The 15,082-nt window shown below is 55.4% G+C and carries 11 protein-coding genes, 4 tRNA genes and 1 rRNA gene; all 16 read right to left on the bottom strand.

The features are described from left to right. Nucleotides 1–36: 36 nt before the first annotated feature. The 16 genes from rpoC to rrf all read right to left on the bottom strand — a co-directional run bounded on the left by rpoC (nt 37) and on the right by rrf (nt 15,036). Nucleotides 37–4,236, bottom strand: coding sequence for a DNA-directed RNA polymerase subunit beta' (rpoC, locus tag BM403_RS18675; RefSeq protein ID WP_015886137.1), 4,200 nt, complete (start codon nt 4,234–4,236; stop codon nt 37–39). Between the two features lie 64 nt (nt 4,237–4,300). After that, nucleotides 4,301–8,374: a DNA-directed RNA polymerase subunit beta gene (rpoB, locus tag BM403_RS18670; RefSeq protein WP_015886138.1), complete on the bottom strand. Its 4,074-nt coding sequence runs from the start codon at nt 8,372–8,374 to the stop codon at nt 4,301–4,303. Nucleotides 8,375–8,593: 219 nt separating this feature from the next. After that, complete coding sequence (gene rplL, locus BM403_RS18665) at nt 8,594–8,959, bottom strand: 50S ribosomal protein L7/L12 (protein ID WP_003210093.1); 366 nt, start codon at nt 8,957–8,959, stop codon at nt 8,594–8,596. A gap of 78 nt (nt 8,960–9,037) precedes the next feature. Further along, entirely contained in the window at nt 9,038–9,538 is a 501-nt protein-coding gene (gene rplJ / locus BM403_RS18660; protein WP_015886139.1) for a 50S ribosomal protein L10, read from the bottom strand. Nucleotides 9,539–9,737: 199 nt separating this feature from the next. After that, on the bottom strand, nt 9,738–10,433 hold the full coding sequence (rplA, locus tag BM403_RS18655; RefSeq protein WP_003232403.1) for a 50S ribosomal protein L1: 696 nt from the start codon (nt 10,431–10,433) through the stop codon (nt 9,738–9,740). Next, nucleotides 10,433–10,864, bottom strand: coding sequence for a 50S ribosomal protein L11 (gene rplK / locus BM403_RS18650; RefSeq protein ID WP_003176435.1), 432 nt, complete (start codon nt 10,862–10,864; stop codon nt 10,433–10,435). Before rplK ends, rplA begins: the two co-directional genes overlap by 1 nt. Nucleotides 10,865–10,981: 117 nt before the next feature. After that, entirely contained in the window at nt 10,982–11,515 is a 534-nt protein-coding gene (nusG, locus tag BM403_RS18645; RefSeq protein WP_003176436.1) for a transcription termination/antitermination protein NusG, read from the bottom strand. A gap of 9 nt (nt 11,516–11,524) precedes the next feature. After that, nucleotides 11,525–11,893 carry a preprotein translocase subunit SecE gene (gene secE, locus BM403_RS18640; protein WP_003194658.1) on the bottom strand — a complete coding sequence of 123 codons (369 nt, stop codon included), beginning with the start codon at nt 11,891–11,893 and terminating at the stop codon, nt 11,525–11,527. Nucleotides 11,894–11,938: 45 nt separating this feature from the next. Beyond that, nucleotides 11,939–12,014: transfer RNA gene (locus tag BM403_RS18635), tRNA-Trp, on the bottom strand. A gap of 161 nt (nt 12,015–12,175) precedes the next feature. Next, nucleotides 12,176–12,251: transfer RNA gene (locus tag BM403_RS18630), tRNA-Thr, on the bottom strand. A gap of 26 nt (nt 12,252–12,277) precedes the next feature. Continuing rightward, nucleotides 12,278–12,351, bottom strand: a tRNA-Gly gene (locus tag BM403_RS18625). Between the two features lie 23 nt (nt 12,352–12,374). Next, a tRNA-Tyr gene (locus tag BM403_RS18620) sits at nt 12,375–12,459 on the bottom strand. A gap of 143 nt (nt 12,460–12,602) precedes the next feature. After that, entirely contained in the window at nt 12,603–13,049 is a 447-nt protein-coding gene (locus BM403_RS18615; RefSeq protein WP_015886140.1) for a hypothetical protein, read from the bottom strand. 7 nt (nt 13,050–13,056) lie between these two features. Next, complete coding sequence (locus tag BM403_RS18610) at nt 13,057–13,806, bottom strand: pantothenate kinase (RefSeq protein WP_064052235.1); 750 nt, start codon at nt 13,804–13,806, stop codon at nt 13,057–13,059. Next, complete coding sequence (birA, locus tag BM403_RS18605; protein ID WP_093544181.1) at nt 13,796–14,755, bottom strand: bifunctional biotin--[acetyl-CoA-carboxylase] ligase/biotin operon repressor BirA; 960 nt, start codon at nt 14,753–14,755, stop codon at nt 13,796–13,798. The genes BM403_RS18610 and birA overlap by 11 nt, the downstream gene beginning before the upstream one ends. Before the next feature lie 165 nt (nt 14,756–14,920). Further along, nucleotides 14,921–15,036: ribosomal RNA gene (gene rrf / locus BM403_RS18600) — 5S ribosomal RNA — on the bottom strand. Nucleotides 15,037–15,082 lie beyond the last annotated feature (46 nt).

Raw genomic sequence — 15,082 nt, 5'->3', positions numbered from 1 at the left:
GGGGCTGCCAGGGCCCGGACTTATCTAGTGCAGAACTCAGTTACCGCTTGAGTTCAGTGCTTCGGTCAGTGCAGCTTCCACTTCACTGGCGCTTACGCGCAACGGCTTGTCAGCATCACGGCGGCGCTTGCGCTCGCTGTGGTAAGCCAAACCGGTACCTGCCGGGATCAGACGACCCACGACCACGTTTTCTTTCAGGCCGCGCAGGTAATCGCGCTTGCCGGTTACCGCTGCTTCGGTCAGTACGCGAGTGGTCTCCTGGAAGGAGGCCGCCGAGATGAACGACTCAGTGGACAACGACGCCTTGGTGATACCCAGCAACACACGAGTGAACTTGGAGACAAACTTGTCTTCCGCGCCCAGACGTTCGTTCTCTACCAGTACGTGAGTCAGTTCCATCTGGTCGCCCTTGATGAAACTGGAATCGCCGGATTCAGCGATTTCAACTTTACGCAGCATCTGACGCAGGATGGTCTCGATGTGCTTATCGTTGATCTTCACGCCTTGCAGGCGGTAAACGTCCTGGATCTCGTTAACGATGTACTTGGCCAGCGCACTCACACCCAGCAGACGCAGGATGTCGTGTGGATCGCTTGGGCCGTCGGAGATAACTTCGCCGCGGTTTACCTGTTCGCCTTCGAACACGTTCAGGTGACGCCACTTCGGAATCAGCTCTTCGTACGGATCGCTACCGTCGTTCGGGGTAATAACCAGACGGCGCTTGCCTTTGGTCTCTTTACCGAACGCGATGGTGCCGCTGACTTCAGCCAGAATCGACGCTTCTTTCGGACGACGAGCTTCGAACAAGTCGGCAACACGCGGCAGACCACCGGTGATGTCGCGGGTTTTCGAAGTTTCTTGCGGGATACGCGCGATAACATCACCGATCGCGATCTTCGCACCATCCGCCACACCGACCAAGGCGTTGGCTGGCAGGAAGTACTGAGCGATTACGTCAGTGCCTGGCAGCAACAGATCCTTGCCGTTGTCATCGACCATCTTCACGGCAGGACGGATGTCTTTACCGGCAGCTGGACGATCTTTGGCGTCGAGCACTTCAATGTTGGTCATACCGGTCAATTCGTCAGTCTGACGCTTGATCGTGATGCCTTCTTCCATGCCCACGTAGGTCACGGTACCTTTCATTTCGGTAACGATTGGGTGAGTGTGCGGGTCCCACTTAGCCACGATTGCGCCAGCGTCGACCTTGTCACCTTCTTTAACCGAAATCACAGCACCGTACGGCAGCTTGTAGCGCTCACGCTCACGACCGTAGTCATCAGCGATCGCCAGCTCACCGGAACGGGACACAGCAACCAGGTGGCCATCCACTCGCTCAACGTGTTTCAGGTTGTGCAGACGGACGGTACCGCCATTCTTCACCTGAACGCTGTCGGCTGCAGAGGTCCGGCTTGCCGCACCACCGATGTGGAACGTACGCATGGTCAGCTGGGTACCCGGCTCACCGATGGACTGGGCAGCGATAACGCCGACCGCTTCACCGATGTTCACTTGGTGACCACGAGCCAAGTCACGACCGTAGCACTTGGCGCAGATGCCGTAGCGGGTTTCGCAGCTGATCGGCGAGCGAACGATCACTTCGTCGATGCTGTTGAGTTCGATGAACTCGACCCACTTCTCGTCTACCAGGGTGCCGGCAGGAACAATAATTTCCTCGGTACCTGGCTTGAATACGTCACGGGCGATTACTCGACCCAGTACGCGCTCACCCAACGGCTCTACAACGTCGCCGCCTTCGATGTGCGGAGTCATCAGCAGACCGTGCTCGGTACCGCAGTCGACTTCAGTCACAACCAAGTCTTGTGCAACGTCTACCAGACGGCGAGTCAGGTAACCGGAGTTAGCGGTTTTCAACGCGGTATCCGCCAGACCTTTACGAGCACCGTGAGTCGAGATGAAGTACTGAAGTACGCTCAAACCTTCACGGAAGTTCGCAGTGATCGGCGTTTCGATGATAGAACCGTCCGGCTTGGCCATCAGGCCACGCATACCGGCGAGCTGACGGATCTGCGCAGCAGAACCCCGTGCGCCCGAGTCGGCCATCATGTACATCGAGTTGAACGACTCTTGATCGACTTCTACACCATGACGGTCGATAACCTTTTCTTTCGAAAGGTTAGCCATCATCGCCTTCGACACTTCGTCGTTGGCCTTGGACCAAAGGTCGATCACTTTGTTGTACTTCTCGCCCTGGGTTACCAGGCCGGATGCGTACTGGCTTTCGATCTCTTTCACTTCATCGGTAGCAGCACCGATGATCTGGGCTTTTTCATCCGGGATAACGAAGTCGTTAACACCGATCGAAACGCCGGAAATGGTCGAATAAGCAAAACCTGTGTACATCAACTGGTCAGCGAAGATCACGGTCTCTTTCAAACCAACCACGCGGTAGCACTGGTTGATCAGCTTGGAGATCGCCTTTTTCTTCATCGGCAAGTTAACAACGTCGTACGACAGACCTTTTGGCACAACTTGATACAACAGCGCACGGCCGACAGTGGTGTCGACGATACGGGTGTTGGTCACGCTGCCGCCATCACGGTCATTGACGGTTTCGTTGATCCGCACTTTGACCTTGGCGTGCAGTGCGGCTTCGCCAGCACGGAACACACGGTCAACTTCCTGCAGATCAGCGAATACACGACCTTCGCCCTTGGCGTTGATCGCTTCACGCGTCATGTAGTACAGACCCAATACAACGTCCTGCGACGGAACGATGATTGGCTCACCGTTGGCTGGCGACAGAATGTTGTTGGTCGACATCATCAACGCACGCGCTTCCAACTGGGCTTCCAGTGTCAGCGGTACGTGCACGGCCATTTGGTCGCCGTCGAAGTCGGCGTTGTACGCAGCACAGACCAGAGGGTGCAGCTGGATAGCCTTACCTTCGATCAGTACCGGTTCAAACGCCTGGATACCCAGACGGTGAAGGGTCGGTGCACGGTTGAGGAGAACCGGGTGTTCGCGAATCACTTCAGCGAGAACGTCCCAAACCTCTGGCAGTTCGCGCTCGACCATTTTCTTGGCCGCTTTGATGGTGGTCGCGAGACCGCGCATTTCCAGCTTGCCGAAGATGAATGGCTTGAACAGCTCAAGTGCCATCTTCTTAGGCAGACCGCACTGGTGCAGACGCAGGGTCGGGCCTACGGTAATTACCGAACGACCGGAGTAGTCAACACGCTTACCGAGCAAGTTCTGACGGAAACGACCTTGCTTACCCTTGATCATGTCAGCCAGGGATTTCAGAGGACGCTTGTTGGAACCGGTGATAGCGCGGCCACGACGACCGTTGTCGAGCAAGGCATCGACAGCTTCCTGCAACATACGCTTTTCGTTGCGCACGATGATGTCCGGAGCGGACAGATCAAGCAGGCGCTTCAAGCGGTTGTTACGGTTGATCACGCGGCGGTACAAGTCGTTAAGGTCGGACGTCGCAAAACGACCACCGTCCAACGGTACCAGCGGACGCAGGTCTGGCGGCAGAACCGGCAGAACGGTCAGCACCATCCACTCTGGCAAGTTGCCGGAACCCTGGAAGGCTTCCATCAACTTCAGACGCTTGGACAGCTTCTTGATCTTGGTTTCCGAGTTGGTTTGCGGAATTTCTTCGCGCAGGCGGCCAATCTCGTGCTCCAGGTCGATAGCGTGCAGCAGTTCGCGGACAGCTTCGGCACCCATGCGGGCATCGAAATCGTCGCCAAATTCTTCCAGCGCTTCGAAGTACTGCTCGTCGTTCAGCAGCTGACCTTTTTCAAGGGTGGTCATGCCTGGATCGATAACGACATAGCTCTCAAAATAGAGAACGCGCTCGATATCACGCAGGGTCATGTCCATCAGCAAGCCGATACGGGACGGCAGCGATTTCAGGAACCAGATGTGGGCAACCGGCGAAGCCAGTTCGATGTGCGCCATGCGCTCACGACGAACCTTGGCCAGTGCAACTTCAACGCCGCACTTCTCGCAGATAACGCCACGGTGCTTCAAGCGCTTGTACTTACCGCACAGGCACTCGTAATCCTTTACCGGGCCAAAGATCTTGGCGCAGAACAGGCCGTCACGCTCAGGTTTGAACGTACGGTAGTTGATGGTTTCCGGCTTTTTAACTTCACCGAACGACCACGAACGGATCATCTCAGGCGATGCCAATCCAATACGGATGGCGTCGAACTCTTCGACTTGACCCTGGTTTTTCAGCAAATTCAGTAGGTCTTTCAAGGCCTTTCCTCCTGGCGGAGCAGAGAGCGGGCTAAACAGCCCCGCTCTCGATTCGCGTCACGTGTTATTCGGTTTCCAGATCGATATCGATGCCGAGGGAACGAATTTCTTTGATCAACACGTTGAAAGACTCGGGCATGCCCGGCTCCATACGGTGATCGCCGTCCACGATGTTTTTGTACATCTTGGTCCGACCGTTCACATCGTCCGACTTCACTGTGAGCATTTCTTGCAGAGTGTAAGCAGCACCGTATGCTTCCAGTGCCCAGACCTCCATCTCCCCGAAACGCTGACCACCGAACTGAGCCTTACCACCCAGCGGCTGCTGGGTAACCAGGCTGTACGAACCGGTAGAACGAGCGTGCATCTTGTCGTCTACCAAGTGGTTCAGCTTCAGCATGTACATGTAGCCAACAGTAACCGGGCGCTCAAACTTGTTGCCGGTACGGCCGTCGAACAGCTGCATCTGGCCGCTTTCTGGCAGATCTGCCAGTTTCAGCATGGCCTTGATTTCGCTTTCCTTGGCACCGTCGAACACCGGGGTAGCCATTGGAACGCCGCCGCGCAGGTTCTTCGCCAGATCCAGGATTTCCTGGTCGGAGAAGGTATCCAGCTCTTCTTTGCGGCCGCCGATCTCGTTGTAGATCTCGTGCAGGAACTTGCGCAGGTCAGCAACCTTGCGCTGCTCTTCGATCATACGGTTGATCTTCTCGCCCAAACCTTTAGCCGCGAGGCCCAGGTGGGTTTCAAGGATCTGACCAACGTTCATACGCGAAGGTACGCCCAATGGGTTGAGGACGACGTCGACCGGGGTGCCATTGGCATCGTGCGGCATGTCTTCAACCGGCATGATCACGGAGACCACACCCTTGTTACCGTGACGACCGGCCATCTTGTCGCCCGGCTGGATGCGGCGACGGATTGCCAGGTAAACCTTGACGATTTTCAGCACGCCTGGAGCCAGGTCATCGCCCTGCTGCAGTTTGCGCTTCTTGTCTTCGAACTTGTCGTCCAGCAGACGGCGGCGATCAACGATGTAGGCCTGGGCCTTCTCGAGCTGCTCGTTCAGAGCATCTTCAGCCATGCGCAGTTTGAACCACTGGCCGTGCTCAAGACCGTCGAGGATTTCGTCGGTGATGTCCTGACCTTTTTTCAGGCCTGCGCCGCCTTCGGCCTTGTGGCCTACCAGCGCGGAACGCAGACGTTCGAAGGTCGCGCCTTCAACGATACGGAACTCTTCGTTCAGGTCCTTGCGGATCTCGTCGAGTTGAGTCTTCTCGATGGACAGCGCACGAGCATCACGCTCAACACCATCACGAGTGAAGACCTGTACGTCGATGACAGTGCCCTTGGTACCGGTAGGTACGCGCAGGGAGGTGTCTTTAACGTCGCTGGCTTTTTCACCGAAGATGGCACGCAGCAGTTTTTCTTCCGGCGTCAGTTGGGTCTCGCCTTTCGGAGTGACCTTACCAACCAGGATGTCGCCTGCGCCTACTTCAGCACCTACGTAAACGATACCGGCTTCGTCCAGCTTGTTCAGTGCAGCTTCACCCACGTTCGGGATGTCTGCAGTGATTTCTTCTGGCCCAAGCTTGGTGTCACGTGCCACACAGGTCAGTTCCTGAATGTGGATCGTGGTGAAACGGTCTTCTTGAACAACACGCTCGGACAGGCAGATGGAGTCTTCGAAGTTGAAGCCGTTCCATGCCATGAACGCGATGCGCATGTTCTGACCCAGTGCCAATTCACCCATGTCGGTGGACGGGCCGTCAGCCATGATGTCGCTGCGCTGAACGCGATCACCCTTACGTACCAGCGGACGCTGGTTGATGCAGGTGTTCTGGTTCGAGCGGGTGTATTTGGTCAGGTTGTAGATGTCGACACCGGCTTCGCCAGTTTCAACTTCGTCATCGGCAACACGAACCACGATACGGCTGGCATCAACGGAGTCGATCACGCCGCCACGACGAGCCACGACGCAAACGCCGGAGTCACGGGCTACGTTACGCTCCATGCCGGTACCTACCAGCGGCTTGTCAGCACGCAGGGTGGGTACAGCTTGACGCTGCATGTTGGAACCCATCAACGCACGGTTGGCGTCATCGTGCTCCAGGAACGGGATCAGCGACGCAGCAACCGAAACTACCTGCTTCGGCGATACGTCCATCAAGGTGACGTCTTCCGGCGCCTTGACGGTGAACTCGTTCAAGTGACGAACAGCTACCAGCTCGTCGATCAGGACTTTCTTGTCGTTCATCGTGGCCGAAGCCTGAGCGATCACGTGATCAGCTTCTTCGATGGCGGACAGGAATACGATCTCGTCGGTGACCAGAGCGTCTTTCACCACACGGTACGGGCTCTCAAGGAAGCCATACTGGTTGGTGCGCGCATAAGCGGCCAGGGAGTTGATCAGACCGATGTTCGGACCTTCCGGCGTTTCGATCGGGCATACACGACCATAGTGCGTCGGGTGTACGTCACGAACTTCAAAGCCTGCACGTTCACGCGTCAGACCGCCCGGGCCCAGTGCGGAAACACGGCGCTTGTGGGTGATCTCGGAGAGCGGGTTGTTCTGGTCCATGAACTGCGAGAGCTGGCTGGAACCGAAGAACTCTTTCACCGCCGCAGCCACTGGCTTGGCGTTGATCAGGTCTTGCGGCATCAGGCCTTCGCTTTCAGCCATCGACAGACGCTCTTTGACCGCACGCTCAACACGTACCAGGCCAACGCGGAACTGGTTCTCGGCCATTTCGCCTACGCAGCGAACACGACGGTTACCCAGGTGGTCGATGTCATCGACAATGCCTTTGCCGTTACGGATGTCGACCAGAGTCTTCAGGACCGCAACGATGTCTTCCTTGCACAGCACGCCTGAACCTTCGATCTCGGTACGACCGATACGACGGTTGAACTTCATCCGGCCGACCGCAGACAGGTCATAACGCTCAGGGCTGAAGAACAGGTTGTTGAACAGGGTTTCGGCAGCGTCTTTGGTTGGTGGCTCGCCAGGACGCATCATGCGATAGATCTCGACCAGCGCTTCCAATTGGTTGCTGGTGGAGTCGATCTTCAATGTGTCGGAGATGAACGGACCGCAGTCGATATCGTTTGTATACAGGGTTTCGATGCGAACGACCTGAGCCTTGGCGATTTTTGCCAGGATCTCGGTGTTCAGCTCGGTGTTGCACTCAGCCAGGATTTCGCCTGTGGCCGGGTGAACAATAACCTTAGCGGTGGTGCGACCCAGGACGTAGTCCAGAGGCACATCCAGCGACTTGATACCGGCTTTTTCGATCTGGTTGATGTGGCGCGCAGTAATACGACGGCCAGCCTCAACAATGACCTTGCCCTTTTCATCCTGGATGTCCAGTACGGCAATTTCACCACGCAGACGCGAAGCAATCAGCTCCAGGCTGAGGGTTTCATCCTTCAGGCTGAATACGTTGGTGGTGTAGAAAGCGTCCAGCACTTGCTCAGTGGTATAGCCGAGCGCACGCAGCAGTACCGAGGCCGGCAGCTTGCGACGACGGTCAATACGCACGAACACGCAGTCTTTCGGGTCGAACTCGAAGTCCAACCACGAACCGCGGTACGGAATGATCCGCGCGGAGTACAGGAGTTTGCCGGAGCTGTGCGTCTTGCCGCGGTCGTGGTCGAAGAACACGCCCGGGGAACGGTGCAGCTGGGAAACGATAACACGCTCGGTACCGTTGATAACGAAGGTACCGTTCTCAGTCATCAATGGGATTTCGCCCATGTAGACTTCTTGCTCTTTGATGTCCTTGATCGCTTTGTTCGACGATTCTTTGTCGAAAATGATCAGGCGGACTTTTACCCGCAAAGGTACGGCGTACGTGACACCGCGCAACACGCATTCTTTGACATCAAATGCCGGTTCGCCCAGGCGATAACCGACGTACTCCAGCGCAGCATTGCCGGAGTAGCTGATGATCGGGAAAACGGATTTGAAGGCCGCATGCAGGCCCACGTCGCGGAACTGATCTTTGGTCGCTCCCGCCTGCAAGAATTCACGATACGAATCCAGCTGGATAGCCAGAAGGTACGGGACATCCATGACGTCCGGCAACTTGCTAAAGTCCTTGCGGATACGTTTTTTCTCAGTATATGAGTAAGCCATCAGCGTTCCCCAGCTTGGTCACCTGCTTGTTTGGCCCTCCCGACGGGAGCAGCCAGAAAATCTCGCAAACCCCATGGTTTGCACCACCGCATCGGGTGGCTACAGCACGTTAATGGCGGCGACCGAGTCGACAGCCAAGAACGGAAAAAGGCCGGTGGCAAGAGCCACCAGCCATCAGCCTTCAGCTTAACGCTTGGGCTGGAGACGCAAGGTCGATGCTTACTTCAGCTCGACTTTAGCGCCTGCTTCTTCCAGAACAGCTTTGGCTTTGTCAGCGGCGTCTTTCGACACTGCTTCCAGAACCTGGGCTGGAGCGCCGTCAACTACAGCCTTGGCTTCTTTCAGGCCCAGACCGGTCAGTTCACGTACTGCCTTGATCACGTTTACTTTCTTCTCGCCAGCTTCCAGCAGCATGACGTTGAATTCGGTTTGCTCTTCAGCAGCGACAGCAGCAACAGCTGGGCCAGCGGAAGCAGCGGCAGCGGAAACGCCGAATTTTTCTTCGAAAGCTTTGATCAGCTCAACAACCTGCAGAACCGACATTTCAGCTACGGCGTTGAGGATATCGTCTTGGGAGATAGACATTGCTGTATTTCCTGAATTGGGGGACGGCCTACGCGGCCATCGAAATAAACAAAAATACGCGAGAGAAGTTGTTCAGCCTTAGGCTGCGGCAGCTTCTTTTTGCTCGCGAACTGCGGCCAGAGTACGAGCCAACTTGCTGGTAGCGCCTTGAATCACGCTCATCAGCTGAGAAATAGCTTCGTTACGGGTCGGCAGTGTTGCCAGTACGTCGATTTGGTTAGCTGCGAGGAACTTGCCCTCGAACGCAGCTGCCTTGATCTCGAACTTATCCTGACCCTTGGCGAATTCCTTGAACAAACGGGCAGCAGCGCCAGGATGGTCGGTGGAGAACGCAATCAGGGTCGGGCCGGTGAACACGTCGTTGAGGACACTGTATTCAGTGTCAGCAACAGCGCGCTTGAGCAGGGTGTTACGTACAACACGTACGTATACGCCAGCTTCACGAGCCTCTTTACGGAGTCCGGTCATAGCGCTTACTGTCACACCACGGGCATCAGCCACGACAGCGGACAGAGCAGCTTTGGCAGCCTCGTTGACTTCAGCGACGATGGCCTTCTTGTCTTCGAGATTAATTGCCACGGGTTTAACTCCTGCTTGTTACCGTTTCATCTGGCCGGAGCCGGATGTCGTTTTGGTGTCTGATTCGGTAAGGAACCGGGAGCACCATCTGCGTAGGCTTGTGGTTTAAGACTTACGTCGCCTACGGTCTTGGATAGCCCCCGCCAGGCAGGGACCCCAATTTTTTCAATTGACGCGATTTCTCGCGTCAACCTGTGTCTTATACGTCCAGCGAGCCTTGGTCGATGACCAGACCTGGGCCCATAGTGGTGCTCAGGGTAACGCGCTTGACGTAGATACCTTTCGAGGAAGCTGGCTTGATACGCTTCAGATCAGCGATCAGGGCTTCAACGTTTTCCTTCAGCTTGACGGCGTCGAAGCCGACTTTGCCAACGGAGGTGTGGATGATGCCGTTTTTGTCGGTGCGATAACGAACCTGACCAGCCTTGGCGTTTTTAACCGCGGTGGCTACGTCTGGGGTTACAGTGCCGACTTTAGGGTTAGGCATCAGACCACGTGGACCGAGGATCTGACCCAACTGACCTACAACGCGCATTGCATCCGGGGAAGCAATAACTACGTCATAGTTCAGGTCGCCGCCTTTCATTTCGGCAGCCAGGTCGTCCATGCCAACGCGGTCAGCGCCAGCGGCCAGAGCAGCTTCAGCTGCCGGGCCTTGGGTGAAGACAGCTACACGTACAGTCTTGCCAGTACCGTGTGGCAGCACAGTTGCGCTACGAACGACCTGGTCGGATTTACGTGGGTCAACACCCAGGTTTACAGCAACGTCAACGGACTCGCTGAACTTGACAGTCGACAGCTCGGTCAGCAGGGCAGCAGCGTCTACAAAGTTGTAGGCCTTGCCTGCTTCGATTTTGCCGGCGATAGCCTTTTGGCGCTTGGTCAGCTTAGCCATTACACACCCTCCACGTTAAGGCCCATGCTACGAGCAGAACCGGCGATGGTACGCACGGCTGCATCCATATCAGCTGCAGTCAGATCCGCGTTTTTGGTTTTCGCGATTTCTTCCAGCTGAGCACGAGTCACGGTGCCAACCTTAACGGTGTTCGGACGAGCGGAACCGCTAGTCAGACCAGCAGCTTTCTTCAGCAGAACCGAAGCCGGGGTCGACTTGGTTTCGAAAGTGAAGCTACGGTCGCTGTATACAGTGATGATCACTGGAGTTGGCAGACCTGGCTCAAGACCCTGAGTACGGGCGTTGAAGGCTTTGCAGAACTCCATGATGTTCACGCCGTGCTGACCCAGAGCTGGACCGACGGGTGGGCTAGGGTTGGCCTGAGCGGCCTTCACTTGCAGCTTGATGTAAGCGGTAATCTTCTTGGCCATGAGGCACTCCAATTACGGGTTCGAACGCCTCGAAAGGCTCCCCGGTTACTTGCGCGTTTATCCCAGTGACGACAAAACCCCACAGCCTAGGGCTGCGGGGTTGGGATGCTTGCTCAGCTAGACCTTCTCGACCTGGCTGAACTCCAACTCTACCGGGGTAGAGCGACCGAAAATGAGCACTGCCACTTGGATCCGGCTCTTTTCGTAGTTAACTTCTTCGACAGTACCGTTGAAATCAGCAAACGGACCATCTGTGACACGAACAACCTCACCCGGCTCGAAGAGCGTCTTCGGCTTAGGCTTGTCGCTACCATCAGCAACACGACGCAGAATTGCTTCTGCCTCTTTGTCGGTGATCGGAGCAGGCTTATCAGCGGTACCGCCAATGAAACCCATAACACGAGGAGTGTCCTTGACCAAGTGCCAAGTACCTTCGTTCATGTCCATCTGTACTAGCACGTAGCCAGGGAAGAACTTACGTTCACTCTTACGCTTCTGGCCATTCCGCATTTCAACCACTTCTTCAGTGGGAACCAGAATTTCGCCGAAGCCATCTTCCATGCCTGCCAGCTTTACGCGCTCCAGCAAAGAGCGCATAACATGCTTCTCGTAACCCGAGTAAGCATGCACAACGTACCAACGCTTAGCCACGGGACACCCTTAGCCAACAATCAAGGAAACAAGCCAGCCGAGCAGGGAATCAAGCCCCCACAACAGCAACGCCATAACCAGAACAACAGCCACAACAATCAACGTGGTCTGCGTGGTTTCTTGGCGAGTCGGCCAAACGACTTTACGGATTTCGGTGCGAGCTTCCTTTACCAGGACCGCGAAAGACTTGCCTTTGGCAGTCTGCAGGCCCACAAAGGCAGCTACAGCAGCAAGAGCAAGCAAAGCGAGCACACGGTACAGGATCGGCGAAGCAGAATAGTACTGATTGCCAACAACGCCTACGACCACCAAGGCGACTACAGCGAGCCACTTGACCAGATCGAAACGAGAGCTTTGAGCTTCAGCCTTAGGAGTCATCTATGAAGATCCTGTGAAAAGAAAGCCAGATACACCACGTGAATCTGGCAGGTCAGGAGGGAATCGAACCCCCAACCTACGGTTTTGGAGACCGTCGCTCTGCCAATTGAGCTACTGACCTAAAACAAAATCAGGCCGACCATTATGCAGGCCTGAAAAAGACTTTACAACAACCAACCCCTATAGACTTGAAATCACCCAGCAACAAAGCCAAGCACAACACCATCAAGCCGAGGCAGCTGTTAAAACAAAGGCAGATATTTTCATATCTGCCTTGTTATATGGAGCTCTTGAGCGGATTTGAACCGCTGACCTCACCCTTACCAAGGGTGTGCTCTACCAACTGAGCTACAAGAGCAAAACACCGTGCACAACCTGCAAACTTGGAGCGGGTAGCGGGAATCGAACCCGCATCATCAGCTTGGAAGGCTGAGGTTCTACCACTAAACTATACCCGCGGAGCTTGCAGCTCACGCTAAAATGGTGGAGGGGGAAGGATTCGAACCTTCGAAGTCGTAGACGTCAGATTTACAGTCTGATCCCTTTGGCCGCTCGGGAACCCCTCCTAAGCGAGCCGGCATTTTACATTACGCCGACCTTCTGTCAAGCATTTTCTCATTTAAAAATATGAGGTTAGCTGCATTGACCTTCGCTTCACGCTGTCGACCTTAAAGGTCTTCACTGCGAAGCGGGCGCCATTCTATGCAAACTATTCGAGAGTTGCAACGCCTTCGCACAACATTATTTTATGTTTTAACTCATTGAATTCCTTAGCAAGGTTTTCAAAGGGCAGATCGTCAGCCAGGCGTCGACTTTCAGGGGCCACACGCAGCCAGTAGCCAGATGCATCCGCAGTATTCAGCAGCTGAACCTTGACCTTTATATCCAAGCTTAGGAGCCGCTGCTCAACAGACTGCGCTTGACGCTGGTCCGCAAACCCACCGATATACAGGCAAGTATTTTGCGCTTCAGATGCTTTTGCGCGCTCTCTACGCACCACAGCATCGGAGGACTCACTGAGCAGTCGAATATCCTGCTGCGAGCCCTTGTAAAGGCTCAGAGGCGTGACATCTTTAGCGCGCAAAGGGGCTTCTTGCTGATGCCAAATGTAATAGAAGGCATTGAGAACAAGTAAAAGCAAAAATAGCCAACGCATAATCACCTCAGGACAAAGGACAAGCCATCGCCAAACCGACAAAGACCAGATCGGGCACGAGCTCCGCCTGCGGCACTGCATCCACCACCAAATCAGCATCCCCCCCGGTCAGAAACACGGTGAAGTCATCGCCCCAGTAGCTTCGCGCCAACTCTAACTGAGTCAGTACAAACCCTCTCAGCATCAGCGTACAACCGCGCTCCACGGCCTCCACAGTCGTACGACCGGGAGAAAGACGCTCCAGCGCCCTTTCCGCGGCGTCGTCGTCATACCGAATCTTGCGCGTATGCGTTCGCAGTTGGTTGCGCATGAGGGGCATACCTGGGCAAATGAAGCCACCCAAGTGCTCACCATCCGCCGCAATAAAATCTGCTGTGGCAGCCGTACCAAAATCAAGTACCAGGCAAGCGCCGCGCGCCAGCTTGAATCCACCCAGCATCGCCAGCCAACGATCGAGCCCCAGACGCTCGAAATCTTCGTAGCCGTTACGTACTCCGGCCATTTCTCGTGCCGGGGCAGCGCAGGAAACGGTAACGCCAAAAGCCTCGTGCAAGGCCTCGACCAGCTTACTTGTTTCTTCCAGGGCTCGAACGCTGACCAATCGGCAGCGCGTCAGCAGCAATCGAGGCAGCGCTGACAGATTTTCAATCAATGCCAGATCAGAACGAACAACCCCCTCCGCAGAGGCACTTGCGGAACCCGAATCAAGCACACGCCACTTGATAAAGCTATTCCCACAGTCGAGCTCAAGAATCATCACGCAACCTCAGGCTTAACTCACCACCACTGTATATTTTCTCAACACCCTCAACACTCAAACGCAACGCCCCCTGACGGTCTACACCCAGTACAACCCCATCGACCTGGTTGACACCCGCAATGAGAGACACCGGCCGCCCCTGCCAAGCGTGACTCTGCTCCCACTCCTCTTGAAGCGCGACAAAACCACCCTCCCGATGTCGTTCAAGGTAGCGCTGCAGCTGCACACCCAATTGCGCCACCAGAGCATTGCGATCAACAGAAGAGCCTGTCTCAAGCAGCACCGAAGTCCATTGCTGATCCACCTCGTCAGCCCTCTGCATGTTCACATTTATGCCTATTCCGAGGACAACGTGACAGATATCAGCCGGGTCTCCTACCAACTCCAGCAAAATCCCGGCGATCTTCTTCTGCCCTACCAGCACATCGTTTGGCCATTTCAGTGCCGCCCCACGTACGCCTGACTCGCGTAAAGCCTGCATCACCGCCAAGCCCACAACGAGACTTAGGCCCTCCAATTGCCGAAGGCCAGACTCAATGCGCAATACAAGGCTGTAATAAACATTTTGTGCGAACGGACTGACCCACTTTCGTCCTCTTCTGCCCCTTCCCGCGGTTTGTTGCTCGGCAAGCACCAGGAACGGCGCAGCGCATCCAGCATCGACAAGGCGCAAAGCTTCGGCATTCGTGGAGTCAATGGAATCAGAGATATGAACGGGCCATGCCAAGACGGGCGCATTCATCGCGATACCTTCAGCACTCAAGAACACCAGCGGTGACGCCAACTGATATCCCTTGCCACGAACCTTATGAATGGACAGGTTCAATTCAGCCTCAAGGTGCTGGAGCTGCTTCCAGACAGCACTACGGCTGACGCCCAGGGCAGCACCAAGTGCTTCTCCGGAGTGGAATCGTCCATCTTTCAGAAGTGTTAACAACGTCAGCATGCAAGTATCGCCTCACAAAGAGGCACGCATGATAGCCATGCGCAGGGTCATTGCATAGAAACGCCGGACTTTAGGACTGAAAGCAACCGTAGCGCACCTCTATGCATTTTCGACCGCCCAAAACAAAACCCCATCTGCTTTCGCAGATGGGGTTTCGGAATTTAATCTTGACGATGACCTACTCTCACATGGGGAAACCCCACACTACCATCGGCGATGCATCGTTTCACTACTGAGTTCGGGATGGGATCAGGTGGTTCCAATGCTCTATGGTCGTCAAGAAATTCGGGTACTGAGTCGTGGCCAGCTGGCCTCGCTTCAGCAAAT

Origin of the sequence: Pseudomonas sp. OV546, assembly GCF_900116845.1 — a bacterium.
Classification (GTDB): Bacteria; Pseudomonadota; Gammaproteobacteria; order Pseudomonadales; family Pseudomonadaceae; genus Aquipseudomonas; species Aquipseudomonas petroselini.
The sequence above is the reverse complement of the archived record's forward strand: the minus strand, read 5'-3'. Positions and strand labels throughout refer to the sequence as shown.

Excerpts from the sequence above, each read along its gene's own strand:
- rpoB (WP_015886138.1), bottom strand. The coding sequence starts at position 8,374 with ATGGCTTACTCATATACTGAGAAAAAACGTATCCGCAAGGACTTTAGC.
- rplL (WP_003210093.1), bottom strand. The coding sequence starts at position 8,959 with ATGTCTATCTCCCAAGACGATATCCTCAACGCCGTAGCTGAAATGTCG.
- rplA (WP_003232403.1), bottom strand. The coding sequence starts at position 10,433 with ATGGCTAAGCTGACCAAGCGCCAAAAGGCTATCGCCGGCAAAATCGAA.
- rplK (WP_003176435.1), bottom strand. The coding sequence starts at position 10,864 with ATGGCCAAGAAGATTACCGCTTACATCAAGCTGCAAGTGAAGGCCGCT.
- secE (WP_003194658.1), bottom strand. The coding sequence starts at position 11,893 with ATGACTCCTAAGGCTGAAGCTCAAAGCTCTCGTTTCGATCTGGTCAAG.
- BM403_RS18615 (WP_015886140.1), bottom strand. The coding sequence starts at position 13,049 with ATGCGTTGGCTATTTTTGCTTTTACTTGTTCTCAATGCCTTCTATTAC.
- BM403_RS18610 (WP_064052235.1), bottom strand. The coding sequence starts at position 13,806 with ATGATTCTTGAGCTCGACTGTGGGAATAGCTTTATCAAGTGGCGTGTG.
- birA (WP_093544181.1), bottom strand. The coding sequence starts at position 14,755 with ATGCTGACGTTGTTAACACTTCTGAAAGATGGACGATTCCACTCCGGA.